The sequence below is a fragment of the Pseudomonas sp. CFBP 8771 genome (assembly GCF_014841695.1).
Classification (GTDB): domain Bacteria; phylum Pseudomonadota; class Gammaproteobacteria; order Pseudomonadales; family Pseudomonadaceae; genus Aquipseudomonas; species Aquipseudomonas baltica.
The window spans coordinates 258356-283526 of record NZ_JACYUJ010000007.1 but is presented as its reverse complement, the minus strand read 5'-3'; the positions used below and the strand labels follow the sequence as shown (position 1 = coordinate 283526).

General features: G+C 63.7%; 21 protein-coding genes. 5 read left to right on the top strand and 16 right to left on the bottom strand.

The annotated features are described in order from the left end of the window. Nucleotides 1-22 precede the first annotated feature (22 nt). From IFT80_RS17825 to IFT80_RS17765, 13 genes are all read right to left on the bottom strand, one after another. Nucleotides 23-1174, bottom strand: a complete 1152-nt coding sequence (locus IFT80_RS17825) for an iron-containing alcohol dehydrogenase (protein WP_192137985.1) — start codon at nucleotides 1172-1174, stop codon at nucleotides 23-25. A 48-nt stretch (nucleotides 1175-1222) separates the two neighbouring features. Next, nucleotides 1223-1837: an ANTAR domain-containing response regulator gene (locus IFT80_RS17820; protein WP_122476163.1), complete on the bottom strand. Its 615-nt coding sequence runs from the start codon at nucleotides 1835-1837 to the stop codon at nucleotides 1223-1225. Nucleotides 1838-1853: 16 nt separating this feature from the next. After that, nucleotides 1854-2978: a transporter substrate-binding domain-containing protein gene (locus IFT80_RS17815; RefSeq protein WP_192137984.1), complete on the bottom strand. Its 1125-nt coding sequence runs from the start codon at nucleotides 2976-2978 to the stop codon at nucleotides 1854-1856. After that, nucleotides 2975-4495, bottom strand: a complete 1521-nt coding sequence (locus IFT80_RS17810) for an amidase (RefSeq protein WP_192053074.1) — start codon at nucleotides 4493-4495, stop codon at nucleotides 2975-2977. Before IFT80_RS17810 ends, IFT80_RS17815 begins: the two co-directional genes overlap by 4 nt. A 12-nt stretch (nucleotides 4496-4507) precedes the next feature. Continuing rightward, complete coding sequence (locus IFT80_RS17805; RefSeq protein WP_192053076.1) at nucleotides 4508-5212, bottom strand: ABC transporter ATP-binding protein; 705 nt, start codon at nucleotides 5210-5212, stop codon at nucleotides 4508-4510. Further along, a complete protein-coding gene (locus IFT80_RS17800) occupies nucleotides 5205-5930 on the bottom strand; it encodes an ATP-binding cassette domain-containing protein (RefSeq protein WP_122476155.1) in 726 nt (241 codons plus the stop codon). Before IFT80_RS17800 ends, IFT80_RS17805 begins: the two co-directional genes overlap by 8 nt. Then, nucleotides 5927-6958: an ABC transporter permease subunit gene (locus IFT80_RS17795; protein WP_192058061.1), complete on the bottom strand. Its 1032-nt coding sequence runs from the start codon at nucleotides 6956-6958 to the stop codon at nucleotides 5927-5929. The genes IFT80_RS17800 and IFT80_RS17795 overlap by 4 nt, the downstream gene beginning before the upstream one ends. Beyond that, nucleotides 6958-7827 (bottom strand): ABC transporter permease subunit, encoded by an 870-nt coding sequence (locus IFT80_RS17790; RefSeq protein ID WP_185794423.1) that lies wholly within the window; start codon nucleotides 7825-7827, stop codon nucleotides 6958-6960. The genes IFT80_RS17795 and IFT80_RS17790 overlap by 1 nt, the downstream gene beginning before the upstream one ends. Nucleotides 7828-7837: 10 nt before the next feature. Next, the gene (locus tag IFT80_RS17785; protein WP_192137983.1) at nucleotides 7838-9076 is read right to left on the bottom strand and encodes an urea ABC transporter substrate-binding protein; all 1239 of its coding nucleotides are present in this window, start codon (nucleotides 9074-9076) and stop codon (nucleotides 7838-7840) included. A gap of 487 nt (nucleotides 9077-9563) precedes the next feature. Then, nucleotides 9564-11216, bottom strand: a complete 1653-nt coding sequence (locus tag IFT80_RS17780; RefSeq protein WP_185794424.1) for an AMP-binding protein — start codon at nucleotides 11214-11216, stop codon at nucleotides 9564-9566. Next, complete coding sequence (locus IFT80_RS17775) at nucleotides 11213-11953, bottom strand: nitroreductase (RefSeq protein ID WP_122476147.1); 741 nt, start codon at nucleotides 11951-11953, stop codon at nucleotides 11213-11215. The genes IFT80_RS17780 and IFT80_RS17775 overlap by 4 nt, the downstream gene beginning before the upstream one ends. A 12-nt stretch (nucleotides 11954-11965) precedes the next feature. Continuing rightward, nucleotides 11966-13354 carry an MFS transporter gene (locus IFT80_RS17770; protein ID WP_122476145.1) on the bottom strand — a complete coding sequence of 463 codons (1389 nt, stop codon included), beginning with the start codon at nucleotides 13352-13354 and terminating at the stop codon, nucleotides 11966-11968. 219 nt (nucleotides 13355-13573) lie between these two features. Beyond that, the gene (locus IFT80_RS17765) at nucleotides 13574-14593 is read right to left on the bottom strand and encodes an AraC family transcriptional regulator (protein ID WP_192137982.1); all 1020 of its coding nucleotides are present in this window, start codon (nucleotides 14591-14593) and stop codon (nucleotides 13574-13576) included. Between the two features lie 213 nt (nucleotides 14594-14806). On the opposite strand from IFT80_RS17765, the gene IFT80_RS17760 reads away from it, so the two are divergent. From IFT80_RS17760 to IFT80_RS17750, 3 genes are all read left to right on the top strand, one after another. Further along, a complete protein-coding gene (locus tag IFT80_RS17760) occupies nucleotides 14807-15781 on the top strand; it encodes a quinone oxidoreductase family protein (RefSeq protein ID WP_185794427.1) in 975 nt (324 codons plus the stop codon). Then, a complete protein-coding gene (locus IFT80_RS17755) occupies nucleotides 15778-16701 on the top strand; it encodes a LysR family transcriptional regulator (protein WP_192137981.1) in 924 nt (307 codons plus the stop codon). Before IFT80_RS17760 ends, IFT80_RS17755 begins: the two co-directional genes overlap by 4 nt. 492 nt (nucleotides 16702-17193) lie before the next feature. Continuing rightward, entirely contained in the window at nucleotides 17194-17841 is a 648-nt protein-coding gene (locus tag IFT80_RS17750; protein ID WP_192053093.1) for a serine protease, read from the top strand. 94 nt (nucleotides 17842-17935) lie between these two features. Here IFT80_RS17750 and IFT80_RS17745 read toward each other — a convergent pair whose 3' ends face one another. Both IFT80_RS17745 and IFT80_RS17740 read right to left on the bottom strand, forming a co-directional pair. Continuing rightward, nucleotides 17936-18397, bottom strand: a complete 462-nt coding sequence (locus IFT80_RS17745) for a PA2169 family four-helix-bundle protein (protein ID WP_122476136.1) — start codon at nucleotides 18395-18397, stop codon at nucleotides 17936-17938. A gap of 188 nt (nucleotides 18398-18585) precedes the next feature. Further along, nucleotides 18586-20700 (bottom strand): ATP-binding protein, encoded by a 2115-nt coding sequence (locus IFT80_RS17740; RefSeq protein ID WP_192102363.1) that lies wholly within the window; start codon nucleotides 20698-20700, stop codon nucleotides 18586-18588. A 287-nt stretch (nucleotides 20701-20987) separates the two neighbouring features. Between IFT80_RS17740 and IFT80_RS17735 the strand changes: the two genes are divergently transcribed. Together IFT80_RS17735 and IFT80_RS17730 are read left to right on the top strand one after the other, a co-directional pair. Continuing rightward, nucleotides 20988-21413 carry a cell wall hydrolase gene (locus tag IFT80_RS17735; RefSeq protein ID WP_192102362.1) on the top strand — a complete coding sequence of 142 codons (426 nt, stop codon included), beginning with the start codon at nucleotides 20988-20990 and terminating at the stop codon, nucleotides 21411-21413. A gap of 294 nt (nucleotides 21414-21707) precedes the next feature. After that, nucleotides 21708-24131 (top strand): glucose/quinate/shikimate family membrane-bound PQQ-dependent dehydrogenase, encoded by a 2424-nt coding sequence (locus IFT80_RS17730; RefSeq protein WP_192137980.1) that lies wholly within the window; start codon nucleotides 21708-21710, stop codon nucleotides 24129-24131. Nucleotides 24132-24625: 494 nt separating this feature from the next. On the opposite strand, the gene IFT80_RS17725 is transcribed toward IFT80_RS17730, so the two are convergent. Beyond that, entirely contained in the window at nucleotides 24626-25090 is a 465-nt protein-coding gene (locus IFT80_RS17725) for a GreA/GreB family elongation factor (protein WP_185794432.1), read from the bottom strand. Nucleotides 25091-25171 lie beyond the last annotated feature (81 nt).

Genomic DNA, 25171 nt, shown 5'->3' with positions numbered 1-25171 from the left:
AGGCGCGGTGTTCGGCCGCGACCTAGAACGCCGCGGTATAGATCGCCAGCGCATCGGCCTCGCTGACTTCGCGCGGGTTGTTGACCAGCAGGCGCTGTTGCAGCATTGCGCTGCGAGCCAGTTCCGGCAGGCTCTCGCGGGTCACTCCGGCATCACCCAGGCGCAGCGGCAGACCGGTGGCCACATGAAGCCTGAGCAGTTCGTCGATGAACTGCTGCGCCGCATCGCCCGGTTGCAGGCGCTCGCCCAGCACCAAGGGCGCCAGCTCGGCGTACAGGCCTTGGGCGGCCGGCAGGTTGAAGCGCAGCACTTGCTGCAGTACCAGCGCATTGGACAGGCCGTGGGGCAGGTGGAAGCTGACGCCCAGTGGGTAGGCCAGGGCGTGCACGGCCGCGACGGGTGCGTTGGCGAAGGCCTGGCCGGCCAGGCAGGCACCCAGCAACATCGCCTGGCGGGCTTCCAGGTCCTGCGGTTTATTGACCGCGCGTTCCAGGTTCGCCGCCAACAGGCGCAAGGCTTCGCGCGCCAGCAGGTCGGAGAGCGGGTTCTTGCGGTGCTTGCTGGTGTAGGCCTCGATGGCATGCACCATGGCGTCGATGCCGGTGGCAGCGGTGACCGGGGCGGGCAGGCCGATGGTCAATTGCGCGTCGAGAATTGCCAGGTCCGGCAACAGCTGGTTCGCCACCACGCCGGACTTGCCGGTGGCCGTGGTGACGATGGAGATGGGCGTGACTTCCGAACCCGTGCCCGCGGTGGTGGGTACCTGAATCAATGGCAAACGCGGGCCGGTGGCCTGGTTCACGCCGTAGATGTCGCTCAGGCTCTGCCGCTGCCCAGGGTGTGCCAGGTAGGCGACCAGTTTGGCGGTGTCCATGGAGCTGCCGCCGCCGAAGCCGACGATCAGGTCGGCTTGCATGCCCCGGGCCTGCTCGGTGGCTGCCAGCACCAGGGCCTCTGCCGGATCGGCGAGCACGTCGCTGTACACCGCCAGTTCGATGCCCGCAGTGGCGAAGCCCGGCAGCACGCTGTCGAGCAGGCCGTGCTTGAGGATGCCGGCGTCGGTGACCAGCAATACACGCCGGGCGCCACGATTGGCGCACTGTTCGGCCAGCCCGGCGGCGCTGCCGGTGGCGCAGATGAGGTGGGCAGTGCTGCTGAAGGTGAATCCTTGCATGGGGTGACCTCGTATTCTTGTGGTTGGGGGCGCTGGTTCAGCGCAGGGCTAGGGCAGCGGCTGTTCGGGTTCGGCAGGTTGGTCGGCATCGATGATCTGCTGGGCGATGGCCTCCATGCTGGTGCGGCGCGTCATGGCTTCGCGTTGCAGGCGCCGATGGGCATCGTTCTCGCCCAGGCGATGGCGCGCCATCAACAGCGCCTTGGCCATGGAGATTTTCGACACGGCCGGTTGCCGGCTTTGCAGCTTGCGCAACTCGGCGAGCATGTCGATGCGCGCCCGCCAGGCGGCCCGCGCCATCAGCAACTGGGTCAGCAGGCCGAAGGGCCGCAGGGGCCGCTCGATGACCGCCGCCGGTTGCGTCTCCAGCACCAGTTGCAGCATCGACGGGTTCTCGTAACCGACCACGGCGATGATTGGCGGCGCCTGCTCGCTCAGGCCTTCCACCAAGGTTTGCGTGTTCAACCGCTGGCTCAGTTCCACGGCCAGCAGCACCACGTCGACCGCTTCGGGCAGCGTGGTGGGCACCGGCCAGCGTTGTTCGACGATGCAGCCGATGCGCTGCAGTTGGTCGAGCACGATGCGTGCCTCACCGTCCTGTGGGTGAATCACCAGTACGCGCAGGCCCTTGAGTTCGCGCAGCAGGGACGGCGCGCTGGTCATCTCGGCCTCCGGCAGGTCATGGCTGCACGTCCATCTGGTAGTCGACCATATAGGGGCTCGGCTGCACGGCTTCGGCGCTCTCCAGCACCAGCTGGAATCGCCGTCGCTGGTCGAGCCGGGCGATGCGCGGCCACAGCCAGGTGTGCTGGGTCTGGGCGTCGATCTGCACGGTGCCTTGAGGCGCCTCGAAGCTTGCCCCGGCCAGTGCTTCGCGCAGGGCCTGCACTGAGTCATCGGACGCGCGGCGCGCGGCTTGCGCGAACAGGTGAACCTGAAAGTAGGCCGCTTCGGCACCCGAGGTAATCGCGGCGTGTTCGCCGAAGCGCGCACGGTAGCGTGCCACGAACGCCTGGCTGGCCGGCGTCTGCAAGGTCGAGAACCAGGGCGCGGCGGAGATGTGGCCTTCGGCTTCCTCGTCGCTCATGGCTTGCACGTCGACCTCGTTGGTGGCCAGGCTGACGATGGGCACGACCGCAGGATCGAACCCCGCCTGGCGATAGGCGCGGTGCAGCGACGGAATGTCGCTGCCGACGATGGTCGAGTAGATGGCGTCGGGAGCGGTTTCGCGCACCCGCTGCATGACCCGGTCGAAATCTTCGGCGGTGGCGTGGAAGGGCAGGTAGATCTCGTCGACGACCTCGCCGCCGGCCTGTTCGAACAGCTCGCGCATGATGCGGTTCGATTCGTAGGGGTAGACATACGAGCCCCCGACGAACAGCACCCGCCCGCCATGGGTTTCCAGCACGTAGCGGGCCAGCTGCAGCGAGTTCTGGTTGGGTGCCGAGCCGGTATAGAAGCAGTACGGCGAGTATTCGAAACCTTCGTACAGGGTTGGGTAGAACAGCAATCGACGACGGCTTTCGACCACCGGCAGAACGACCTTGCGCGTGCTCGACATGTGCGTGCCGAACAGCACCTGCACCTGATGCTGGTCGCACAGCTGCAGCGCACTGTCGCGGTAGTCGTTCGGATCGGCGCCGGGGTCGCCGTCGATGGCCAGCAGGCGCCGGCCGTCGAGGCCGCCGCTGTCATTGATTTCGGCGATGGCCAAGTGCGTGGCGTTGGCCTGGGCGGTTTCCGACGCCGCCGTCAGGCTGGCCCGGGAAAACAGCAGGCCTACCTTGTAGTCTTCGCCGCTCATGAGGTCAGGCTTTCCCAATCGATATGCTGTTCGAAGTGATGCGCAGCCTGGTAAAGGGTCGCCTCATGGTAATCGCGGGCGATCAGCATCAAACCCACCGGCAACCCTTGCGCCAGCCCGCAGGGAATCGACATGGCCGGATGGCCGGTCACATCGAACGGTGCGGTGTTGGCGTTCATTTCCAGGGCACGGGTAACCCAGGTTGCGGGCGTGGCATCGGCTGCGGGAAGCTTGGGCGCCTTGAGCGGCACGGTCGGCATCAGCAGCAGATCGTAGCGGGCCAACTGCTCGTCGTAGGCGGCGCGCAGCTGGCGTGCGGCGTTCTGCGCCTTGGCATAGTACTGGCCGGCGAATCGCTGATGGGCATAGTGGCCTGCCAGCAGGCAGGTTTTCAGATCGTGAGGGAAGGCGTCGGCCTGCTGTTGCCAGTCTTGTTGCGCGCGCATCAGGCTCTCCACGTACAAGCCCTTCCAATTGGAACCGTAATTGTAGCCGCGCAGCAGCTGCGTGGTGCCCTCCACGGCAATCGGTGTCCAGATGGCATGGCCCACTGCATGCAGGGGGATGGAAACCTCTTCCACCAGGGCGCCCCATTCGGCGAACAGACCGGCGGCGCGGCGCACGGCGGCGTCGACATCGGCTTCGGAATTGGCGTGGCCGAAGCCCTCGCTGACTACGCCGATGCGCAGGCCCGCAACACCTGCTCCCAAGGCCTGGGTATAGGCCTGTACTGGCATCTGCCGATCCTGGCGCGGATCCAGGCCGTCGGCGCCGGCCAGCACCTCGAGCATCAGTGCGTTGTCGGCCACCGTGGCGCTCATGACGCCAGCGTGGTCCAGGGTCATTTCGATGGGCATGATGCCGGTGTAGGGCACCAATCCGTGGGTCGGCTTCATGCCGTAGATGCCCGAGTAGGCTGCTGGAATGCGCACCGAGCCGCCTTGATCGGTGCCGATGGCCAGGTCCACTTCACCGGCGACGATCAGCGCGGCGCACCCCGACGACGACCCCCCGGTCGAATGCCCTGGGTTGCGCGGGTTGTGCACTGCGCCGGTGGCGTTGGTGTGGCTGCTGCCCGAGACGCAGAAAAACTCGCAATGGGCCTTGCCCAGAATGCTGCCGCCGGCGTCCAGCACGCGCGTGGCCACGGTGGCGTCGACATCGGGCACGTAACCCTGCAGGGTCGACGAACCATTCATCATGGGCACACCGGCCAGGCAGATGTTGTCCTTGAGGGCAATGCGCTTGCCGCTCAGGGTGCCTTCGGCAGCGCCGTGCAGGTCGGTACGCACGTACCAGGCGTTGTAGGGGTTCTGCGCCGGCGCGGGAATCTGCCCGGCATTCCTGGGATACCGCTGCGGCAGGCTGACCGGTTGCAGCTGATCCAGACGGTCATAGTCCTGCCAGACCGCTTCGAGAATGTCGGCATACTGCGCCAGTAACGGCGCTGGCAGATGCAGGCCCAGTTGGTTGCCGGTTTCGGCAAGCTCGACCTGGGTTGGACGTTGAATGGACATGACGATGAATCCTTAAGAATGAAAGCCCATGAAACGCTCGGCAAGCGCTTCGGTGGTGGTGCTGGCAGGGTCGACTTCATCGACCAGTCGACCGTTCTCGATGATCAGGATGCGGTCGGCCAGCGCCGTCAGGAAGTCGATGTCCTGCTCCACCAGAATGATCCCCAGGCCCTGTTCGCGACGCAGGCGCTGCAGGGTTTCGATGATCTCGTCGCAGATGGAGGGCTGGATGCCCTCGGTCGGTTCATCGAGCAGAATCAACTTCGGGTTGCCGCACAGGCAGCGAGCCAGGGCAAGCAGCTGTTGTTCGCCGCCGGACAACGCGCCACCCGGTTGCTCCAGCAGCCGTTGCAGACGCGGAAAATACGCCAGGATCCGTTCGATGGTGGCGCTGGCCTCGGTGAAATTCTTCACGCAGCCCATGCGCAGGTTTTCGCCAACAGTGAGAAAGGGGAAAATCTGCCGGCCCTGGGGCACGTAGCCGATACCGGCCCGTGCCCGCTGGCTGGCGTCGGCGCGGCTCAGGTCCTGGCCGGCGAACCGCACGCTGCCTGACAGCGCCGGCAATTCGCCGATCAGCGCGCGCAGCAGGGTGGTCTTGCCCATGCCGTTGCGGCCGAGCACGCCGATGCAGCTGTCGGTGGCGCTGCGCAGACCGATGTCGCGCAACACCGGCACGCGCCCGTAGCCGGAACACAATCCGTTGACTTCAAGCATGTTTGATCTCCTGTTTGCCCAGATAGGCTTCGCGCACCAACGGGTCTTGGGTCACCTCGGCAAAGCTGCCCTGGGCGAGGATTGCCCCCTGGTTGAACACGGTGACCGTGCCGGCGATCAGGCGAATGAACTCCATGTCGTGCTCGACCACCACCACGGTGCTGTGCGCATTGATCTCCTTGATCAGCTCGGCGGTCTTGCGCACTTCCTGATAGGTCATGCCGGCGGCCGGCTCGTCCAGCAGCACCAACGTCGGCCGCGAGGCCAGAATCATGCCCAGCTCGACCCATTGACGCTGACCGTGGGCCAGGTCGCCGACCAGACGATGACGGTGCTCGGCCAGGTCGATGCGCTGCAGGGTGTGTTCGGCGCTTTGCCGGGCCTGATCGGCGCTCTGCGTACGGCTGGCGGCCAGCCGCAGGTTCTCGAATACATCCAGGCCGTCGAACACGCTGGGCGTCTGGGTCTTGATGCCGATACCCATGCGGGCGATGCGGTGCGGGGGCAGGCCGCTGATGCGCCTGGCCTGAAAGTGGCAGGTGCCGTGGGTCGGCTTCAACTGCCCACTGAGCAGTTTGAAAAAGGTGCTTTTACCCGCACCGTTGGGGCCGATGAGGCAGCGCAGCTCACCGCTGTGAAGGGTGAAGTCCACTGCCTTGACGGCGTGAACACCCCCGAAACTGACGCCCAGGCCCTGGGTTTGCAGTAGCACGCTCATACGACGCTCTCCGGTGGCACGACAGGGCTGGGCGCCGGGCGGCGCTTGAAGAGGCGCGAGGCCAAAGCCCCCAGGCTTGGCAGCAGGCCGCGCGGCAGCAGCATGACGAAGGTCAGCAGAATCGCGCCCAGCACCAGGCCGCTGTCGACCGTTTGCTGTTCACCCAGTCGCGCCATCAGTGCCTGCAGGCCGATGCACGCCAGGATCGGCCCGAACAAGGTGCCGCGGCCGCCGACGATGACCCAGATGATGATCTGCGCCGACTGTGCCAGGCCAAACACGCCCGGGCTGACGAACGCACCCCAGTTGGCGAACAGGCATCCGGCCAGCCCGGCAATGCCGCCGCCCAGGCTGAACACGATCAGCTTGTGCAGGCGCGTGTCGTAGCCCAGCAGCCCGGCACGCTGCTCGTTTTCGCGGATGGCCACTACCACCTTGCCGAAGCGGCTGGCGAGCAGCCCGCGCAGGCCCAGGTAGCAGAGAATCAAGGCGCCGCCGATCACCTGGAACAGGGTTTCAGGTTCCAGCACGCGCTGCGGATCGAACGGCACGTTGAGCGTCGGGATCGCCGGAATGCCATTGAAACCACCCAGCAGCGCGCTGCCGATGTGGTATTCGCTGCCCGAGGTGGAGTTCATCACGTTGAACAGAATCAACGTCACCGCCAAGGTGATCACGCCCAGGTACACATCACTGATGCCGCCATAGAACATGAAGTAGCCCATGGCCGCGGCGAACAGTGCAGGTACGGCAATAGCCAGCAGCACCGGCCAGGTGCTGTCGCCGATGTTCAGCACGCCGATGGCATAGGCATAGGCACCCAGGCCGAAGAACGCGGCCTGGCCGAAACACAGGATGCCGCCAAAGCCCCAGATGAATGCCAGGCTCAGCGCCAGCAAGGCCATGACCAGGTAGATGGTCAGCGAGAGCAGGGTGAACAGGTCCAGCCACTGCGGTAGAACGCCGACCAGCACGGCCGCGAGCACACAGCCCAGCACCGGCAGCAGATCACGAAATGCGACAGGCATCAGAACGCCCTCCGAAAGAAACGACCGGTGATGCCTTGGGGCAACACGCGGATCAGCACGATGGCGGCCAGCAGCAGGGCCACTTCACCGAACACCGGGGTACTGAAGAAGGTCACCACTTGGCTGATGACGCCGAACGCGCCGGCCGCACTCAGCGTGCCGGTGATGACCGCGCTGCCGCCGCCGATCACGGTGATGAAGGCCTTGGCGATGTAGCTGGCGCCCAGCGTCGGGATCACCCCGGTGAGTGGCGCGAGGACCGCGCCGCCGAGCCCGGCCAAGGCCGCACCCAGGCCAAAGGTAAGGCTGTAGATGCGCCCGGGGTTGGCGCCCAGGGCGGCGGCCATCTTGGCGTTCTGCATGGTCGCCCGCGCGCACAGGCCAAACTGGGTGAAGCGCAGCAGCGCCCACAGGCCCAGCAGGACCGCCACGGCCACGGCAATCACGAACAGTCCGTAGCCACTGGTTTGATAGGCGCCCAGGGTAATGCCCGGCAACGGTGAACTGATGCCCACCGTGGTGTTGCCGAACAGCATGGTCGCCGCACCGGTCAGCCCCAGGCTCAGGCCCCAGGTGGCCAGCATGGTGTCGATCATGCGGCCGTAGAGGTGGCGTATCAGCAGGCGCTCGACCAGCATGCCGAACAGGCCCACGGTGAGCGGCGCCAGCACCAGGATCGAGATCCAGATCGGCACGTGCCAATGGTGGGTGGCCAGGACGGCCACGTAACCGCCGAGCATCATGAACTCGCCGTGCGCCAGGTTGATGATCTTCATCATGCCGAACACCACCGCCAGGCCGATGCTGAGCAGCACCAGCGTGGCGATGGCGCCGACTATCTGCAGGGAAAAAATCGCAGCCCAATCCATGTCCGTCTCCTTACAGCGCGATGCTGTATTGCTTGGCATCACGGGGGTTCTTGATCAGGTCGCAAACCGCGGCGGTGTCCGAAGGGGCCTGCTGGGCGAAGCTTTCAACCACCTCGAGGCGGCGATCGCGCACCTCGGCGATGTGCACGTCCAGAATGCAGTGGTGGGTGGCCGGGTCGATGCTGACCTTGCCGCTGGGCAGGTCCAGGCTGATGCCTTTCTCCAGCGCTTCGATGACCGCCATGCGTTCGATCGAACCGGCCTGGCGCACGCCCTCGGCCCACAGCATCATGCCCTGGTAGGCGCCCATGGCCAGTTCGGTGATGTACGGGTAGTCGGCGCCGAAGCGCTGGTGGAAGCGTTCGACGAACGCCGTGTTGAGCGGGGTCTGCAGTTCCTGCACGTAGTTCTGGCAGATCAGGATGCCGTTGCACTCTTCGGGCGAGAGCACGATGTGCTCGTTGCCACCGGCGAAGGTGGTCGAGGCGATCGGCAGCTTGCCGGTCATGCCGGCGGCCTTCCACTGGCGGTAGAACGACATGTGCGCGCCGCCGACCAGGGCCGACCAGACGAAGTCCGGCTTGGCTTCCTGGATCTTCGAAATGGTCGCGCCGAAGTTGGTCACGTCCAGCGGGAAGAACTCGATACCCACGCTCGACCCGCCGGCCTGCTCGACGTACTTCTTCACCCAGGCGGTGACGATCTGCCCGTAGTTATAGTCCGCCGCCACGATGTAGACCTTCTTGCCCCACTTCTGGGTCACGTGGGACACCAGCTTCTCCACGGTCTGCCCCGGCGTCACGCCGGTGCCGAAGAAGTTGCGATCGCACACGCCGCCTTCGTACTGGTTGTCGTAGAAGTACAGCGTCTTGTAGCGGTCCAGTACCGGCCGTACCACTTCGCGTGACGCCGAAGTGATGCCCGCGTGCACCACGGCAGCGCGATCCTTGAGCGCCGCCTGCTGGGCGTACTGCGCGTACAGCTGCATGTTGGACTGGGTGTCGTACTTGATCAGGTTCAACGGCCGACCGAGCAGGCCGCCCTGGGCATTGAGTTCCTCGGTGGCGAATGTCAGCGCGTCCACGATCGGCTTGCCATAGATGTCCAGGCCACCCGAGCTGTCGTACAGCGAGGCGATCTTGATGGCGTCGTCGGCGGCGAAGGCCGACAGGCTCTTGAAGCTCAGCGCCGACAGTGCGGCAGCGGAAATGGCGGACGAACGCAGGAAGGTACGACGATTGATAGCCATGCTCAGTGCTCCTGGAACCAGCCCTGCGTGCCATCGCCTGCCGGTTTGCGCACAGCCGAAGGGGCTGCCCGTGCAAGCACCGGGAAACAGGAATGGAGTGGGGGCTGGATGAGATGCAGGCGAGGGGGGTAGGGCCTGATCTCACGTACCGACGACGCTGTCGGCTGAACGGGTGTCGAGCGTTTCGCTTGTGACCGCAGCCGCATCGTTGGGGCCGGGTCGCCCAGGGCATGAGGGCCGCTGGAGGAAACAGATGTCGCGTGGGGCGCAACGTCTCAAACGAAGCAATAATCAGGCCGCTGTCAGTAACTGGATGTTTTCACTGAATATTTTCTGTTGGTGCGCTTTTGAGCGCGCAATAGTGTGCTCCAAAATGGGAATCCTGCACTCAAACCGGGCAGGGTCCAACTGATGGGTAACAGGGAGGCAATGCTCAGGATGGGTTGAACACTGCCCCTACGCATCGAACGGACCTTCGCAAACGGCTTCACCCTCCGGACGCGAGCCTCGAGATGGCAGCCTTGCTGCCTGCACGCTCGCGCAGCACGAATTTCTGGATTTTGCCGGTGGCCGTCTTCGGCAGCTCCGTGAAGATGACCTGTCGCGGGCATTTGAACCTGGCCAGTCGCGTTTGGCAGAACGCGATCAGCTCGGCACCGGTGGGCGCCGCGACACCGGCCTTGAGTTCGATGAAGGCGCACGGTACCTCACCCCATTTGTCGTCGGGCTGGGCCACGACAGCCGCGTGCAGGACGCTGGGATGGCAGTGGATGACATCCTCGACTTCGATCGAGGAGATGTTCTCGCCGCCTGAGATGATGACATCCTTGGAACGATCGGTGATTTGCACGTAGCCACCTTCATGCACCACCGCGATGTCCCCGGTATGAAACCATCCACCTGCGAAGGCCTTGCCGGTGGCCGACGCGTTCTTCAGGTATCCCATCATCACGGTATTGCCGCGCAGCAACAGTTCGCCGGTGGTGACACCATCGTGCGGCACCGCGATCAAGGTGTCCGGATCCGCCACCATCATCCCTTCGAACGTTGCCGCTCGCGTGCCTTGGCGAACCCGGAAGGCGCGCTGCTCGCTGTCCGTCAGCGCGTCCCAGCCGTCTTGCCACACGCAGCTCACCGGGGTCCCGGATACCTCGGTGATGCCATAGACGTGATCCACGTCGAAGCCCAGTGCAACCACGGCGCTGAGCACCGAAGCCGGTGGGGGGGAGCCGGCCGTGAGCACGCGCACAGGTGACCGCAACACCTCGCGATCACGCGCATCGGCAATCATCGCCATGACCACGGGTGCGGCGCAGAAATGGTCCACTCCGTGGGTATCGATGGCATCGAACACGGCCTCGGCACTGACCTTGCGCATGCACACATGAGTGCCCGCCGCTGCGGTGATCGCCCAGGTAAAACACCAACCGTTGGCGTGGAACATCGGCAGCGTCCACAGGTAGCGCGGCGCACGCGGCAGCGGCCAGTTGGTCATCTGCAGCAGGCTCATCAGATAGGTCGCGCGGTGGCTGGTGACGACCCCCTTGGGATCGCCCGTGGTACCGGAGGTGTAGTTCAGGGCGATAGGGTGCCATTCATCGACAGGCCAGACGCCGGCGAAGTCCGGATCGCCGTTGGCGAGCAGCTCTTCATAACCCACCACGCCGATCGATGGCCCCAACGGCGCGAAGGGGTCGTCGATATCGATCACGATCAGCGCCTGATCCAGCCGCTCGAGCGCCGCCGCAACCAGGCTTGCGTATTCGCGATCCACCAGAATGGCCTTGGACTCGGCATGCCTGAGAATGAACGCCACGCCTTCGGCATCGAGCCGGCAGTTGATGGTGTTGAGCACTGCGCCTGATAACGGGATGCCGAAATGCGCTTCGAGCATGGCCGGCGTATTCGGGCACAGAATGGAGACGGTATCGCCAGCGCCCAATCCTCGAGCGACCAGAGCACTGGCCAGTCGCAGGCAGCGCTCGCGCGTCTGCGCCCAAGTCCGAGTGATGGGTCCATACACCACCGCAGCCCGTGTTGGATGGGCCAACGCAGCCCTTTCCAGAAACCCCAACGGGGTCAGGGGGAGGTGATTGGCCGGGGTCTTGTCGAGGCACTCGTTGAGGGCTGCAGGCTTCATGGGCGAGTCTCTTTGTTATTGTGATGAAAGGTGGTGAATGCACTGACCGGTTCGCGCTCCGTGACCAGCTCGTTCTCGACGCTGGAAGCGTCCGCATAGCCCAGGCTCATGCCGCAGACCAGCATTTGCTCGTCGGGAATGCCAAGGACTTCGGCGATGACGTGGTGATACTTCAGAAAGGCGGCCTGGGGGCACGTGTGCAACCCGCGAGCCCTGGCAGCCACCATCACGCTCTGCAGGAACATGCCGTAGTCCAGCAGGCTTCCTTGCTGGAGCACGCGGTCGATGGTGAACAGCAGGCCTACCGGCGCATCGAAGAACCGGTAGTTGCGGCCGTGCTGCTCATGCATGCGCTGCTTGTCGCCCTTGGCGATGCCCAGCAGCCCGTACAGCTCCCAGCCGACTTTCTTTTTCCTGTCCGCATAGGGCGTCACCCACTCTCTGGGGTAGTACTCGTAGGGGTCGAGCAGCTGGTTGGCATGGGCGGGATCGTTGTCTATATCCGCTATGGCGTTGGACAGCTGCCGTTTGGCGTCGCCAGTGACCACGTGCACACGCCAAGGCTGCATGTTCACCCCCGTCGCGCAGAACCGGGCGACATCGAGGATGCTTTCCACGTCTTCCTGGGCCACGGGGTCGGGAAGAAAAGCCCTGATGCTGCGCCGAGACCTGATCGCCCAGTCCACAGCCTCCACAACCAGGGCGGGGCTTGACGGCGGTTGAGACAGTCGATTCATAAGTGCCCCCAGTCAGGTGGATTTGGAGGTTGCAGGATTCAAGGCCGCACTGTCGGTGGCCGATGGCGCGCGGCGGGTCGAGCGTGCCTGGGAAGAATCGGCGAGGGACTGATTGATCAGCGAAACCGCCGCCGCACCGATCAGCCCGGCAAGGGCGATGGCCATGAAGTTCTGCTCCAGCGGCAAGTGCATCGAGATCAACCAACCGATCAGTACCGGGGCCACGATGGCGCCTATGCGGCCCACGCCCGATGCAAAGCCGACGCCGGTGGCCCTGATGGTCGAAGGGTAGAAATCGCCGGCGTAGGCGTAGGCCAGCAGTTGCGTACCCAAGGTCGATGCGCCGACCGTGAACACCACGGCGTAGAGCAGGCCCGGCGAGCGGGTGTAGGCAAGCATGACCAGCGCCAGGGCGCCGACGATGTAGAAGCACACCAGCACACGCTTGATGTTGAACCTGTCGCCCAGCCAGCCACCGCCCAGCGCGCCGACGATGGCACCGACATTGAACACGATCACGAAATTCAGCGCCGAACCCAGGCTGAAACCCGCCATGGCCATCAGCTTGGTCAGCCAGGAGTTCAGCGCGTAGACCATGAACAACCCGGTCATGAATGCCGCCCAGATCATGACCGTGCTGAAACCGCGGCCGTCGGCGAACAGGTTGCGCACCGGGGAATCCTGTTTATCGAGGATCTCCGGGTTGCCGGCCATCACCGCATCGTCGGGAATCATGTTGCCGGGATCGAGCTTTCGCGCCACCTCCCTGAGTGCGTCCTGCTGGCCCTGTTTGAGCATGTAGCCGATGGAGTCAGGCATGCTCTTGAGAATGAACGGGATCAGGATCACGGGCAGGCCCGCGACGTAGAACACCCATTGCCAGCCGTGACTTTCGATCAGCTGTTTTGCGGTAAGGGCGACCAGGATGCCACCCACGGAATAACCGGCGAATACCAGCGTTACCAGGCGGGTGCGCAGTTTCAACGGCGAAAACTCGCCCATTTGCGCGGTGCAGATCGGCAGCACGCCGCCAATGCCCAGCCCTGCGATGAAACGCATGACGCTGAAGCTGATGGGGTCGTTGGTCAGCCCGGCACCCGCAGTGAACAGACTGAACAGCGCAACGCAGATGGCCGTCATTTTCGGCCGACCGATGCGATCGGCCAGCGTGCCGAGAAAGATCGCGCCGAGCATGGTGCCGAACAGCGCCGAGCCGGCCATGATGCCGGCACTGGTGGCCTCGATGTTCATGTCTTTCATGATGGCCGGCAGCGCCGCACCCACAACGGCGAGGTCATAGCCGTCGATGATCAGGATGAGCACGCACCAGAACAGGATCAGGCCATGGAAGCGGTTGAACCTTGAATCCTTTGCCAGCGCGAAAACGTTCACGGGTTGCATAGCGTGTCTCCTTCGGTTTTATTCTTGTTTTGAAGTGCACAGGTGTTCCGCCGACCAGGCCATGGGCAGCGGCCATGGCTGGAGTTCGGCTATCGTAGGCGCCGGCATGGGCTACGCCCATGTCCAAAGTCGTCGTTCTGATTGGGGTGTTTGGACAGTCCGGGGCGGGGACAGGAAAGGGACGGATCGTGAATCTTTCAGAAGGGGGAGCAGTGAGGCCTACGTTTCATCGGCTTCGTTGCGGCGATAGCAACCGGGACTGACGCCCGTCCACTTCTTGAACGCGCGATGGAAGGCACTGGCATCCTGAAAACCGGTTTGCAGTGCAACTTCCACGACCGTCAGCTCTTCACGGCCCAGCAGATGGATGGCCATGTCCCGACGAAGATCGTCTTTCAGCCGCTGGTAGCTCAAGCCTTCGATGTGCAACCGTCGTTGTAGCGTCGAACTCGACGTGCTCAGCGATTTTGCCAACCTGTCGAACTCGGGCCAGTCCTCCGGATCCACACCGCGCAGCTTCTGACGAACCTTCGCTCCCGTGCTTTCATCGTTCCGATACTTGACCAGCAAATTGCCGGGCGACTCCTCCAGGAAGGGTGTGAGGGTTGCGGGTGTCTGCACAACCTTGAGGGCGAGGAGGCTGCGATCGAACCGGACGGTGGTCTGGGCGACACCGAACACCAGCGACTCGCAAAAGCGCAGGCGGTAGTCGCTGTCGTCCAAAGGTTGCGCCGGCCGGAAGCCGATGCTTTGGATAGGCAAGCGCCGGCCGCCCAGCCAGCAGAGCAGTCCGTGCACCAGGATCAGCCAGGTGCCATAGCTGAACAGGCGTCTTTCCACGCCGTGGTCGTGAATGACCAGCACCGCCGAGTCGTCTTCGTACGTCAGCTCGCCGTAGACGTCGTCCAGGGCGCTGCGCAGAAACATCAGGATCCGCCGCAGCGCCTGCTCCAGCGAGTGGCAGCCCAGGGCCACGTGGCACATGAGCCGAAAGCTGCCTCTGCGCAGCGGATGGCTGTCGATGGCGAAAAACTCGTCGTCCAGCGCATTGGCCAGCGCAATCCAGAGTCGAGAAAACGCGACTGCGGAGACTCTGGCCTGGGGCGCATCGAGCAACCCTGGGTCGATGCCCGCGTCTCGCAGCACCGGCTGGATGTCGAATCCGCGCTGCATTGCACCGTGCAGGGCTTCGTGCACCAGGCCTATGGAAGTCGTGCCTTTGTCTGCAACTACAGCCATGACGTGTCCCTGTGAGCGATGCACCGAGTGTCGACCAGTGGCCTGAACGGTAAACAAACCCGCAACGACAGGCAATCGGTCCGAGCACAACACATCAATCGTCATCTGATCATTGCTGCACCCAGTGCAGGTATATACTGCAGATTCACCGTCTTGTGTAACGTTGGGCGCGTTTCCATACTCGTCGGCACTATTGACCGACTGGAGAACGACATGGCCGCAGTGATCCGTTTCAATCAACCCGGTGATTCCTCCGTGCTGTGGGAAGACACCGTGGTCGAGCAGGCGCCGGGCGAAGGGCAGGCGTGGCTGCAGCAGGCGGCCGTGGGCGTGAACTACCTGGATGTCACCCAGCGCAATGGTGCGGTCAAGGTACCGCTGCCGTCCGGCTTGGGCCTGGAAGGCGCGGGCACCGTGATCTCGGTGGGGCCAGGGGTGACCAACGTGCAGCCAGGCGATCGCGTCGCCTATGCCACCGGGCCCTTGGGCGGCTATGCGGCGCAAAGGCTCTATCCGGCCGAACGGCTGGTGAAGCTGCCGGCCGGGGTCAGCTTCGAGCAGGCCGCGGCCGTGTTGTTCAAAGGCATCACTGCACAGTACCTGTTGAAATCCACCTACCCGGTAGGCCCCGGTACGACGATGCTGCTGTACGGCGTCGCCGGCGGCCTGGGCCAGATCATGGGGCAGTGGGCCAAACATCTGGGGGCGTACGTCATCGGTGTGGTGTCCAAACCCGAGAGCGTCGAGCGGGCAAAGGCGGTGGGCTGCGACGAGGTGCTGGTATTCGATGCGGCCACGCTCGCCGCGGACGTGGCCAAGCTCACCCAGGGGCGCAAGGTCGATGTGGTCTACGACCCGATTGGCCGTATCTCCTTCGAAGCGTCGCTGGACAGCCTGCGTCCGCGCGGCCTGATGGTGTCGTTCGGCGCATCGTCGGGTGCGCCCGGCGCGGTCGAGCTGTCGACCCTCAACGGCAAGGGGTCGCTGTTCCTGACCCGACCTTCCATCGTTGCGCACACCGCGTCCACAGCCGAATACCAGGAGCGCGCAGCCGACGTGCTGGCGGCGGTCGAGGCGGGCATCATCACCCCGCGGATCTGGAAGACCTATCCCTTGACCGAAGCGGCTCGCGCCCATGAGGCGCTCGAATCGGGTCAGTCCGCCGGAGCGATCATTCTCGCCCCATGACCCCGGACCTGCTCGACAGTCAGCACAGCGACGAGATCGCCGCCTTCCTGGCCGTGGCCAGCCAAGGCTCGTTCGTTGCTGCCGGTCGCTTGCTCCAGCGTCACCCTACGGTGATCTCCAAGCGTCTGGCCGCCATGGAAAAGCGGCTGGGCGTGCGCCTCATGGAGCGCTCCACTCGCCAGGTCCGGATTACCGAAGTCGGCGCCAAGCTGGAACAGCGCCTGCGCGCAGCCCTGAGCCAGATCGTCGAAGCCGAGCAGCAGGCCACGTCAGGCGTTTCTCAGGTGCGCGGTGTCCTGCGCCTGGCGCTGCCAGCGGCCATGGGGCGCCTGTGGGTGGCCCCGTTGCTGCCCGAGTTCTTGAGCGCACACCCCGGTGTGTCGATCGTTGCCGACTACAGCGAGCACGTCGTCGACATCATCGAGCAAGGCTATGACCTGGCCCTGCGCATCGGCGAGTTGGAAGACAGCCGACTGATTGCCAACAAGCTCTGCGACCATCGCCGCATTCTCTGTGCATCCCCTGCCTACGTGGAACGCTGCGGCATGCCGCTGATGCCTGCAGATCTGGTCAGGCACAACTGCCTGCGTTTCAGCGGGCTGGCCTCGTTTCCGGAATGGAAGCTGCACCGCGCAGACCGTCAGGAAAGCGTGACCACGCAAGGCACCCTGACATCCAACGACAGCGAAACCCTGCTCAGCGCCGCAATGGCCGGCACGGGCATTCTGGGTGCGGGCGAATGGCTGATGAGCCGCCAGCTGGCGTCCGGCGACCTGGTTCAGATACTGCCCGACTGGCGATTGGACTCAGTGGGCGGGATCTACCTGATACGACCCTCTTCGAAGTTTCCGGCAGCGACCGTCCTGGCATTCAAGGCCTGGATCGAATCGCACTTCGTCGATGGGCCGCCTTGGGAGTAGGTGTGCGGCGCAAGGGTCATGCTGGCGTCCGCCAACGAAATCGGAACCACGTCACAGTAGTAGCATATTGATATTAAAGACTTCCTCGATCCGTCCGATACCCCTTTCACTGTGCAACCAAAAGAAATGGCCATGTGCCATTATTCTTGTTGCCGGTGAAAATGGGTGATGTCATAATGTCATCACCGGCCACTACGTCCCGTATTTTGGAGCGTTGTGGCTTTGGTTGGCCGGACGTGGCGTTCGAAGGCTCGCAATGCTTCGCGATCATGCCCACCAACACCCGATCACGCTGTCAGTCACGATCCGACAGGATCGCCAGGGAACAATGGCGGCCTGGAACACCGCGTAGCGCACCGCATCAACGCGCCGGTTTCCAGGGTCTTTACAAACACTCGCGCACGCGAACCTATTCTCGTCCAGAGGGATGAGAACCACGCAAGCAAGGTTGCTTCAATAGTCCCAGAAATGGGATTGCTACACTGGAACACGATGAATCGATCTATCTGCCTGATGTTCGGCCTGCTTCTTTCCGGCTGCAATGGCATGCCAACTCCCTTTGTCAGCGATGCCGCCTACAAAGACGCTTTCATGGTCACCTCGAGTCTTCCCGCCCCTCTTCTGTATCAGGCCTCGGCCGTGCAATGGAACGAGGACTACGCCGTTTCTGCCAAGCACACCCCTTACCTCAGTGACGTTGCGCACCGTGGTCGTGGCGATGTGGTCTTTATCAAGCGCAAGGCTCCGACGGCTCCTCACTGGCGTCAGGCGTCGGTCGGTGAAAACGTCACCGCCGTCGGCTTCAGTCCACTGTTGATGCCCGTCAAAGGCAGCGGCAAGGTTAAGGAAGGCAAGTTGCTGCTCAGCAACCTCAACGATGGCGTGCTCTATTCCATCCACGACGGTCCGAGTGCCATGGGCATGTCGGGTGGTCCGGTGTATGCGGATGATGGCTCGGTAGTCGGTATCACGGTGGCATTCGTGCCGACGCGCTACACCCAGTCCATGACCAATACCGATCTGGCCGACGCCAAGCGGGTGAGTGTGTTCATGAGCTACAAGGAAATCGACAAGGAATGGCATCGCTTTCAGGGCGACGTCAAAGTACCGGCCCCAGTCATGGGCTATGTGACACGTTGAGTCGATCGGGTAGCGGCGGGGAGGTTGTCAAGGCGGGGGGCGTTGCGGGAAAAGCACGGCTCGGGCGGCCTTGGCAGCCGCCCAAGCCCCTCACTCATTTCTGAGCGCGAGCTGCGTCACGCAGTGCCTTGATCTTGTCATGGTTGCGCATGACGCCATCGAACTGCTTCTGGATCACGGCGCGTACCTCAGGGGTCACGTCATGGTTTTCCAGCGCTTTGGTGTAGCTCTTCTTGGCAACGTCTTCGCCGCGCTCTGCTTCGTTGAGCAGTGCGACGTCGTCCTTGCCGGTGATGGCCGACTTCAGGTCAACCCAGCGACGGTGCAGATCGCCTGCAACGCTGGTGGTGGTTTCGGGTTCGCCACCCAGCTTGCGTACTTCGTTCTGCAGTTCTGCAGCACCGCTGGCGGTGTCGGAAGCGGCGGCTGCGAAGACTGCCTTCAGCTCAGGGTTGTTGGTGTTTTCTGCGAGATCCTTGAAACCAGCCTCACCATCTTTCGATGTTTCGATGAGGTCGTTGAGTACCTTGATCGTTTCTTTATGAGCGTCGGTCATTTCAAAATCTCCTTGGTGGACGGTCTGGCTCAGACCCAAGAGGCAGCCATGGCGTAGGCATGGTACGTACGCTGTGTTTAGGTCGCCCTGTTTGGCGGAAGGTTCCGATTTTTTTGAAATGGGCGGCTTGCCAGTCTTTTCGGCACATTGTCGTGGATCGCAAATCGGCCGAATGTTGTCCGTCGCCGTCAGGCGTCCGACCCAGACACGCCGGCCAACTCCCTGACCAGTCGGTCCAGCTCGTCGAGTTCAAACGGCTTGCGCAGCACCACGGCGCCGGCGATGGCATCCAGTGCAAGGGTGTCGGCATAGCCACTGATGAAGATGATCGGTAACTGCGGGACGAGTTGGCGTGCCTTGCGCGCCAATTCGGCGCCGTTCATCTCGGGCATCAGGAAATCGATGACCGCCGCGGCGCAGCGCGTGTTGCCCAGTATCGCCAGGGCCTTGCCGCCACGATCGGCTTCGAGCACCTGATAGCCCCGCACCCGCAGATCGTCGACCAGCACCGTGCGCACTGCATCGTCATCGTCGACCACCAGCACCGGTTGGGCGAGAGGGGCGAGCGCCACCGTGACGCTGGTCGGCTGCGGGTTGATGGAATTCGCGCGTGGACGCTCGGCCATGGGCAGTACCAGTTCGAAGGTCGAGCCTTGGCCCGGTTCACTGGTGATCTTCAGGTCGCCGCCACATTGACGGCACAGGCCGTAGACCTGCGCCAGGCCCAGCCCGGTGCCACGGCCCGATTCCTTGGTGGTGAAGAACGGCTCGCACGCCTTGGCCAGCACTTCCGCGGACATGCCGGTACCACTGTCACTGACCCGGATCGATACGCTGGGCGGTGTACCCGGCGGAGCGGTCGGCGAGCATTTGACGGTGAACCAGCCGCCGTCGGGCATCGCGTCCCTGGCGTTCAGGGCGAGGTTGAGTATGGCCATTTCCAATTGCAGGGGGTCGGTGCTGACGAACAGGCTACGGTCGGGCGTCTGCATGTCGATATTGATGTCGGGGCCCAGCGCGTTGCCAACCAGTTCGAAGGCCGCAGTGACGGTGTCGGCAAGGCTGACTGCCGATACGTTCAGCCGTTGCGTGCGCGAGAACGCCAGCAGTTGCCCGGTCAGGCGAATGCCCTTTTCCGTGGACAGGGTGGCCCGTGTCACGTACTTCGAGGCCTTGGGATCGCTCTCGACGTGGCGATGCAGCAGCTCGAGGTTGCCTGAAATACCCATCAGCAGGTTGTTGAAATCGTGGGCGATACCGCCCGTCAGTTGTCCGATTGCATCCAGGCGTTGGGCGCGGTTCATCACCTGTTCGGCGACGATGCGTTGCGCCGACTCCTGTTCCAGTTCGGCGCGCTTCTGATCCAGCTCCAGTTCCAGACGCTGCCTGATGGTGGTTTCCAGGCGACGCTGCTTCTGCCGTTGCAGGTCCAGGCGCGCCGTGACCCGGCCGTCCTTGATGATCAGGATGACCAGCGGCAGAAACACCGTCGCCACCACCAGGGCCAGGGCGGCGGGCGCACCGATGGCGCGGGCATTGATGGCCGACAGCAACAGCCAGCCGATCACTGGCAGGATGGCCGTGAGCAGCAATTGCCGACGGGTGACTGCGCCTGCACGGTTGCTCAGCGTGACCACGTTCAGCCAACCCTGATCGGCCTGAAAAAGCATCGTTGAAACAGCCAGGCAGGCCAGCGCTGCAGCGGTGTGGACCGCCATGGCATTGAACAGCAGCACCGAGTACAAATCCTTGACGCCGTAGGCATAGCCCAGCAGGCCGATGCCGGCCAGGCCGAAGGCGAGCAGGGCAAGCACATCGCAGGCTTTGTGGCGGCCAGCCAACTGGGCCATGCGGGCCACGCCCAGCAAAGCCAGGCAGCTCGCCGTGGCCGGCGAAACGCTACCGACCAGGAGCGCCGAAGGCGGAAACAGCCAGGCGTTCAGCGCCGGGCTCAAGACGTCTGCACCGAGCAACAGGTGTGTGCCCAGCAAGGCGAATGCGCTGCTCGAAGCCAGGCCGGCAAGCAACCAGCTGGGTCGCGCGCGACGTCCCAGAAGGCTGGACAGCGCCAGAGCGCAAAGCGCCATGGCGGTCAACGGCGACATGCCCATCAGGCCCGGCACCAGATAGCCCAGCAATGGCTGGCCCAGCAGGTATTCGCAGAGCGCGGTGGCACCGGTGAGCAGGGCCACCCACGACAACAGCTTGGCCACCCACCTGACCGATGTCGCGGCATGCAGACGGCTCAGTCCCCAGCCGGAGGTGTGGGCACCGGTATCCAGGTCGTCGTCGGGTGCGTGCATCGGCAATGGGACTCCGTGATGGGATGGTCTATCGAGGGCAGGTCGGCGCGGGGCGACGGACCGGGCATGGCGATGACATTTGTAGAGCCAATGCCGCCAATTCTCAAGCCTTTGGCATCGACCCTCGCCACGGGAAACTGCAGCCACGACTTGGCAGGCGGGGAATCGCTACCGGCTGGCAAACCCTCGCGGAGCCCAGCAATCTGGCCACGCAGGCAAGGCAATCGGGACTGCCACGACGCTTCGCCCAGCCTTGTCGCCTTGGCCATTCATATGCAGAGATCACCATGACACACATTCAGCAGGTACACGACGTCGTTGCGCGAACGCTATGGGGGGAGGCCCGTGGCGAGGGCATCGCCGGGCAGATAGCGGTGGCGTGGGTCATCCGCAACCGTGTGCATGATGCCAACCGCCGATCCTGGTGGGGCGAGGGCTACATCGGCGTGTGCCATAAACCCTGGCAGTTCAGCTGCTGGAACCCTGATGATCCCAATTACCCCTGTGTCAGCGGCGCTCTGCCCATTGCGCAGGCGCAATGGGCCCAGGCACTGATGGTGGCCGAACAGGTCATCGCCGGCGGTACGGCGGACCCCACCGACGGGGCCACGCATTACCATGCGTTGCGCTTGCCCAGGCCACCGGCCTGGACAGCCGGAGCGACCTGTACGCTGGTGCTGGGCGGTCATGCGTTCTTCAAGGATGTGCCGTGATCCCACGTGCCGTGGGGCAAGCCCGAGGCAGCGTTACAACCTGCGCAACAGTGTTTCACCGGCCAGCGCTAGGGCGATTTGTCGCAGCTGCCGGTTTTTTTTGATATCGTTGCGTAACTAACTAATTAGTTAATGCTGTGGCGGCATCCGGCAGTCCTTTGTGGAACACGGCCGGGAGGCCGTGCAGGTCGTGGAAGTACTCACCGAGATCGTCCCGACAAGCATGTCGCACAGGCTTGCCTACACTTTGCTCAACCTTCCAGAAACGTTCATGCGTCAACAGGATCATGCAACATGACTAAGCCTCAACCTTCACCAGCGGTGCGCCGCTGGCCCATCTGGGTCGCTGCCTTGGGCGTACTCGTATTCGGACTGCTCTACCTGGCTGGCGGTGGCTACCTGGCCACCCTGGGCGGCAGCTGGTATTTCCTGCTGGCTGGCCTGGGCATGACCGTCGCCGCCATTGCCCTGTTCAAGTCGCGCCTGCTCGGCGCATGGCTGTTCGCAGCGGTCATGGTGCTGTCGGTGATCTGGGCGCTGGTCGACGCCGGGCTCAACTTCTGGCCGCAGATTTCCCGTCTGTTCGCGCTTGGGGTGCTGAGCCTGGTGGTGGCACTGGCCTATCCGACCTTGCGTCGCGCCAACGGGCTGAACGGCGGTCGCGCCGGCTATGCGCTCGGCGCGCTGCTGGCCGTGGCCGTCATGGCGGGCGCCGCCGGCATGTTCGTGCCGCATGCCTCGGTCGCCCCGACCGGCGAAGGCCCAGGCCTGACCCAGGTCACGCCGGCCAACGCGCAGAAGGACTGGGCCCATTACGGCAACGATGAAGGCGGCAACCGCTTCGCCGCTCTCGACCAGATCAATCGCGACAACGTCGCCGATCTGGTTCCAGCCTGGACCTACCACACCGGTGACGTCGCCATCAGCAATGGCAACGGCGCTGAAGACCAGGCCACGCCGCTGCAGGTGGGTGACAAGGTGTTCATCTGCACTCCGCACAACAACATCATTGCGCTGAACGCCGACACCGGCAAAGAGCTGTGGAAAAACCAGATCAATGCTCAGGCTGCGGTCTGGCAGCGTTGCCGTGGCCTGGCCTACTTCGACGCCAGCAGTGCGGTGGTGGAGTCGAGCGAAGGCAATACGCCGGTCAAGGCCGTTGCGGTCGCGCCGGGTGCCAATTGCCAGCGTCGCTTGTTGACCAACACCATCGATGCTCGCCTGATTGCCGTGGATGCCGACACGGGCGAGTTCTGTGAAGGTTTTGGCAACAAGGGTCAGGTGGACCTGAAAGCGGGCCTGGGGAATGTCCCGGATTCCTACTATCAGTTGTCCTCCGCGCCGTTGATGGCCGGTACCACGGTAGTGGTCGGTGGTCGTGTCGCCGACAACGTCCAGGCCGACATGCCGGGCGGTGTAATCCGCGGTTTCGATGTGGTCACTGGCGAAATGCGCTGGGCGTTCGATCCGGGCAACCCCGAGGACAAGCAGGCGCCGACCGGCGACAACACCTATGTGCGCAGCACGCCCAACAGCTGGGCACCGATGTCGTACGATCCGAAGATGAACACCGTGTTCCTGCCCATGGGCAGTTCGTCGACCGATATCTACGGTGTCGAGCGCACGCCGTTGAATCACCGCTACGGTGCTTCGATCCTGGCGTTGAACGCGACCACCGGTGAAGAGAAGTGGGTCTACCAGACCGTGCGCAACGACCTTTGGGACTTCGACCTGCCCATGCAGCCAACCCTGATGGATTTCCCCAAGCCTGACGGCAGCAGTGTGCCGGCAGTGGTGATCGGCACCAAGGCGGGGCAGATCTATGTGCTGGACCGCGCGACCGGTCAACCGCTGACCGCCGTGCAGGACATTCCAGTCAAGGGCTCGGACATTCCTGGCGAACCCTATGCCAAGACCCAGCCGTTGTCGGTGGGCATGCCGCAGATCGGCGCGCAACACCTGACCGAGTCGGACATGTGGGGTGCGACTCCGTTCGACCAGATGCTGTGCCGGATCTCGTTCAAGAAAATGCGCTATGAAGGTCTGTACACCGCGCCGGGTACCGATGTGTCGCTCAGCTTCCCGGGGTCTCTGGGTGGGATGAACTGGGGCAGCCTGTCGACCGATCCGGTGCATGGCTTTATCTTCGTGAATGACATGCGTCTGGGCCTGTGGGTACAGATGGTGCCTCAGCAGAAGGATGCCAAGGCGTCTTCGGGTGGCGAAGCGCTCAACACCGGCATGGGCGCGGTACCGCTCAAGGGCACGCCGTATGCGGTGAACAAGAACCGCTTCCTGTCCATCGCCGGCATTCCGTGCCAGGCGCCGCCGTTCGGTACCTTGACCGCAATCGACATGAAGACCCAGAAAGTTGCCTGGCAGGTGCCAGTGGGGACCGTGGAAGATACCGGGCCGCTGGGTGTGAAAATGCACCTGCCGCTGCCCATCGGTATGCCGACGCTGGGCGGCACGCTGTCGACACAGGGCGGCCTGGTGTTCATTGCCGGTACCCAGGATTACTACCTGCGTGCGTTCAACTCGGCGACGGGTGAAGAGGCGTGGAAAGCTCGCCTGCCGGTTGGCAGCCAGGGCGGCCCGATGACCTTCGTTTCGCCCAAGACCGGCAAGCAATATGTGGTCATCACCGCCGGTGGTGCGCGCCAGTCGCCGGATCGCGGTGACTACGTGATCGCCTACGCGCTACCCGACAAGAAGTAACCCCCACGCCGCGTGCACGGTACTCGCCGTGTACCCGGCAAACCGCGCCGAGGCCGGACGCGGCTCGCGCCGCTGCTACAGGGGATCGCAGCGTCAATGTTGCACGCGGTGTGCCAAACAAACCGCGTTGCACACAGAGGCGGCTTGCACCATCCCTGTAGCAGCGGCGCGAGCCGCGTCGGCGGCGCATGCGGTGTATCAGACAATCCGCGCCGAGGCCGGACGCGGCTTGCGCCGCTGCTACAGGGGATCGCAGCGTCAATGTTGCACGCGGTGTGCCAAACAAACCGCGTTGCACACAGACGCGGCTTGCACCATCCCTGTAGCAGCGGCGCGAGCCGCGTCGGCGGCGCATGCGGTGTATCAGACAATCCGCGTTGAGGCCGGACGCGGCTTGCGCCGCTGCTACAGGGGATCGCAGCGTCAATGTTGCACGCGGTGTACCAGGCAAGCCGCGTCAACGGTTCACGCGGTGTATCTACTTGCGCCGGGCGTCAAATCACCTGGGCAATGACCTGAACATTGCCCGCCATGCTGACTTCGTCATCCACGCTCTTGCCCAACAGGCTTTGCCCCAAGGGCGAGCGCGGGGTGATGACCATGACCGTGCAGCCTTCGAAATCCAGCTTCAACCCCGCCGCATCAGGCCCCAGGAAAAACCACTGGCGCACACCGCTTTCCGAATCCAGCGCCACCAGTGCGCCCAGTTCGATCCCTGCCTGAAGATCACGCAACTGCAGTGCACGAAATTTCGCCAACCCGTGGCGAATCTCTTCCATGCGCCGCGCTTGCCCGGTGGCCAGGTAGGACGCCTCCAACCCGAGCGTGTCGTACTTGTTCTCGGCCACGTTCTCTTCATGGGTGGCGGTTTCATAGGCCGTCTGCGCGGCACGCTGAGCCACGTCCAGATCAACGGTCAGGCGTTCGATGATGGCTTGCAACAGGGCAGGTTTGTTCATGGTTGGACTGACGGTGGGAACGAGCGGGCAATTGTCGCACGAACCGCCTTTAGTGCTTCTGTGCGCGGACGTTTATGCGGA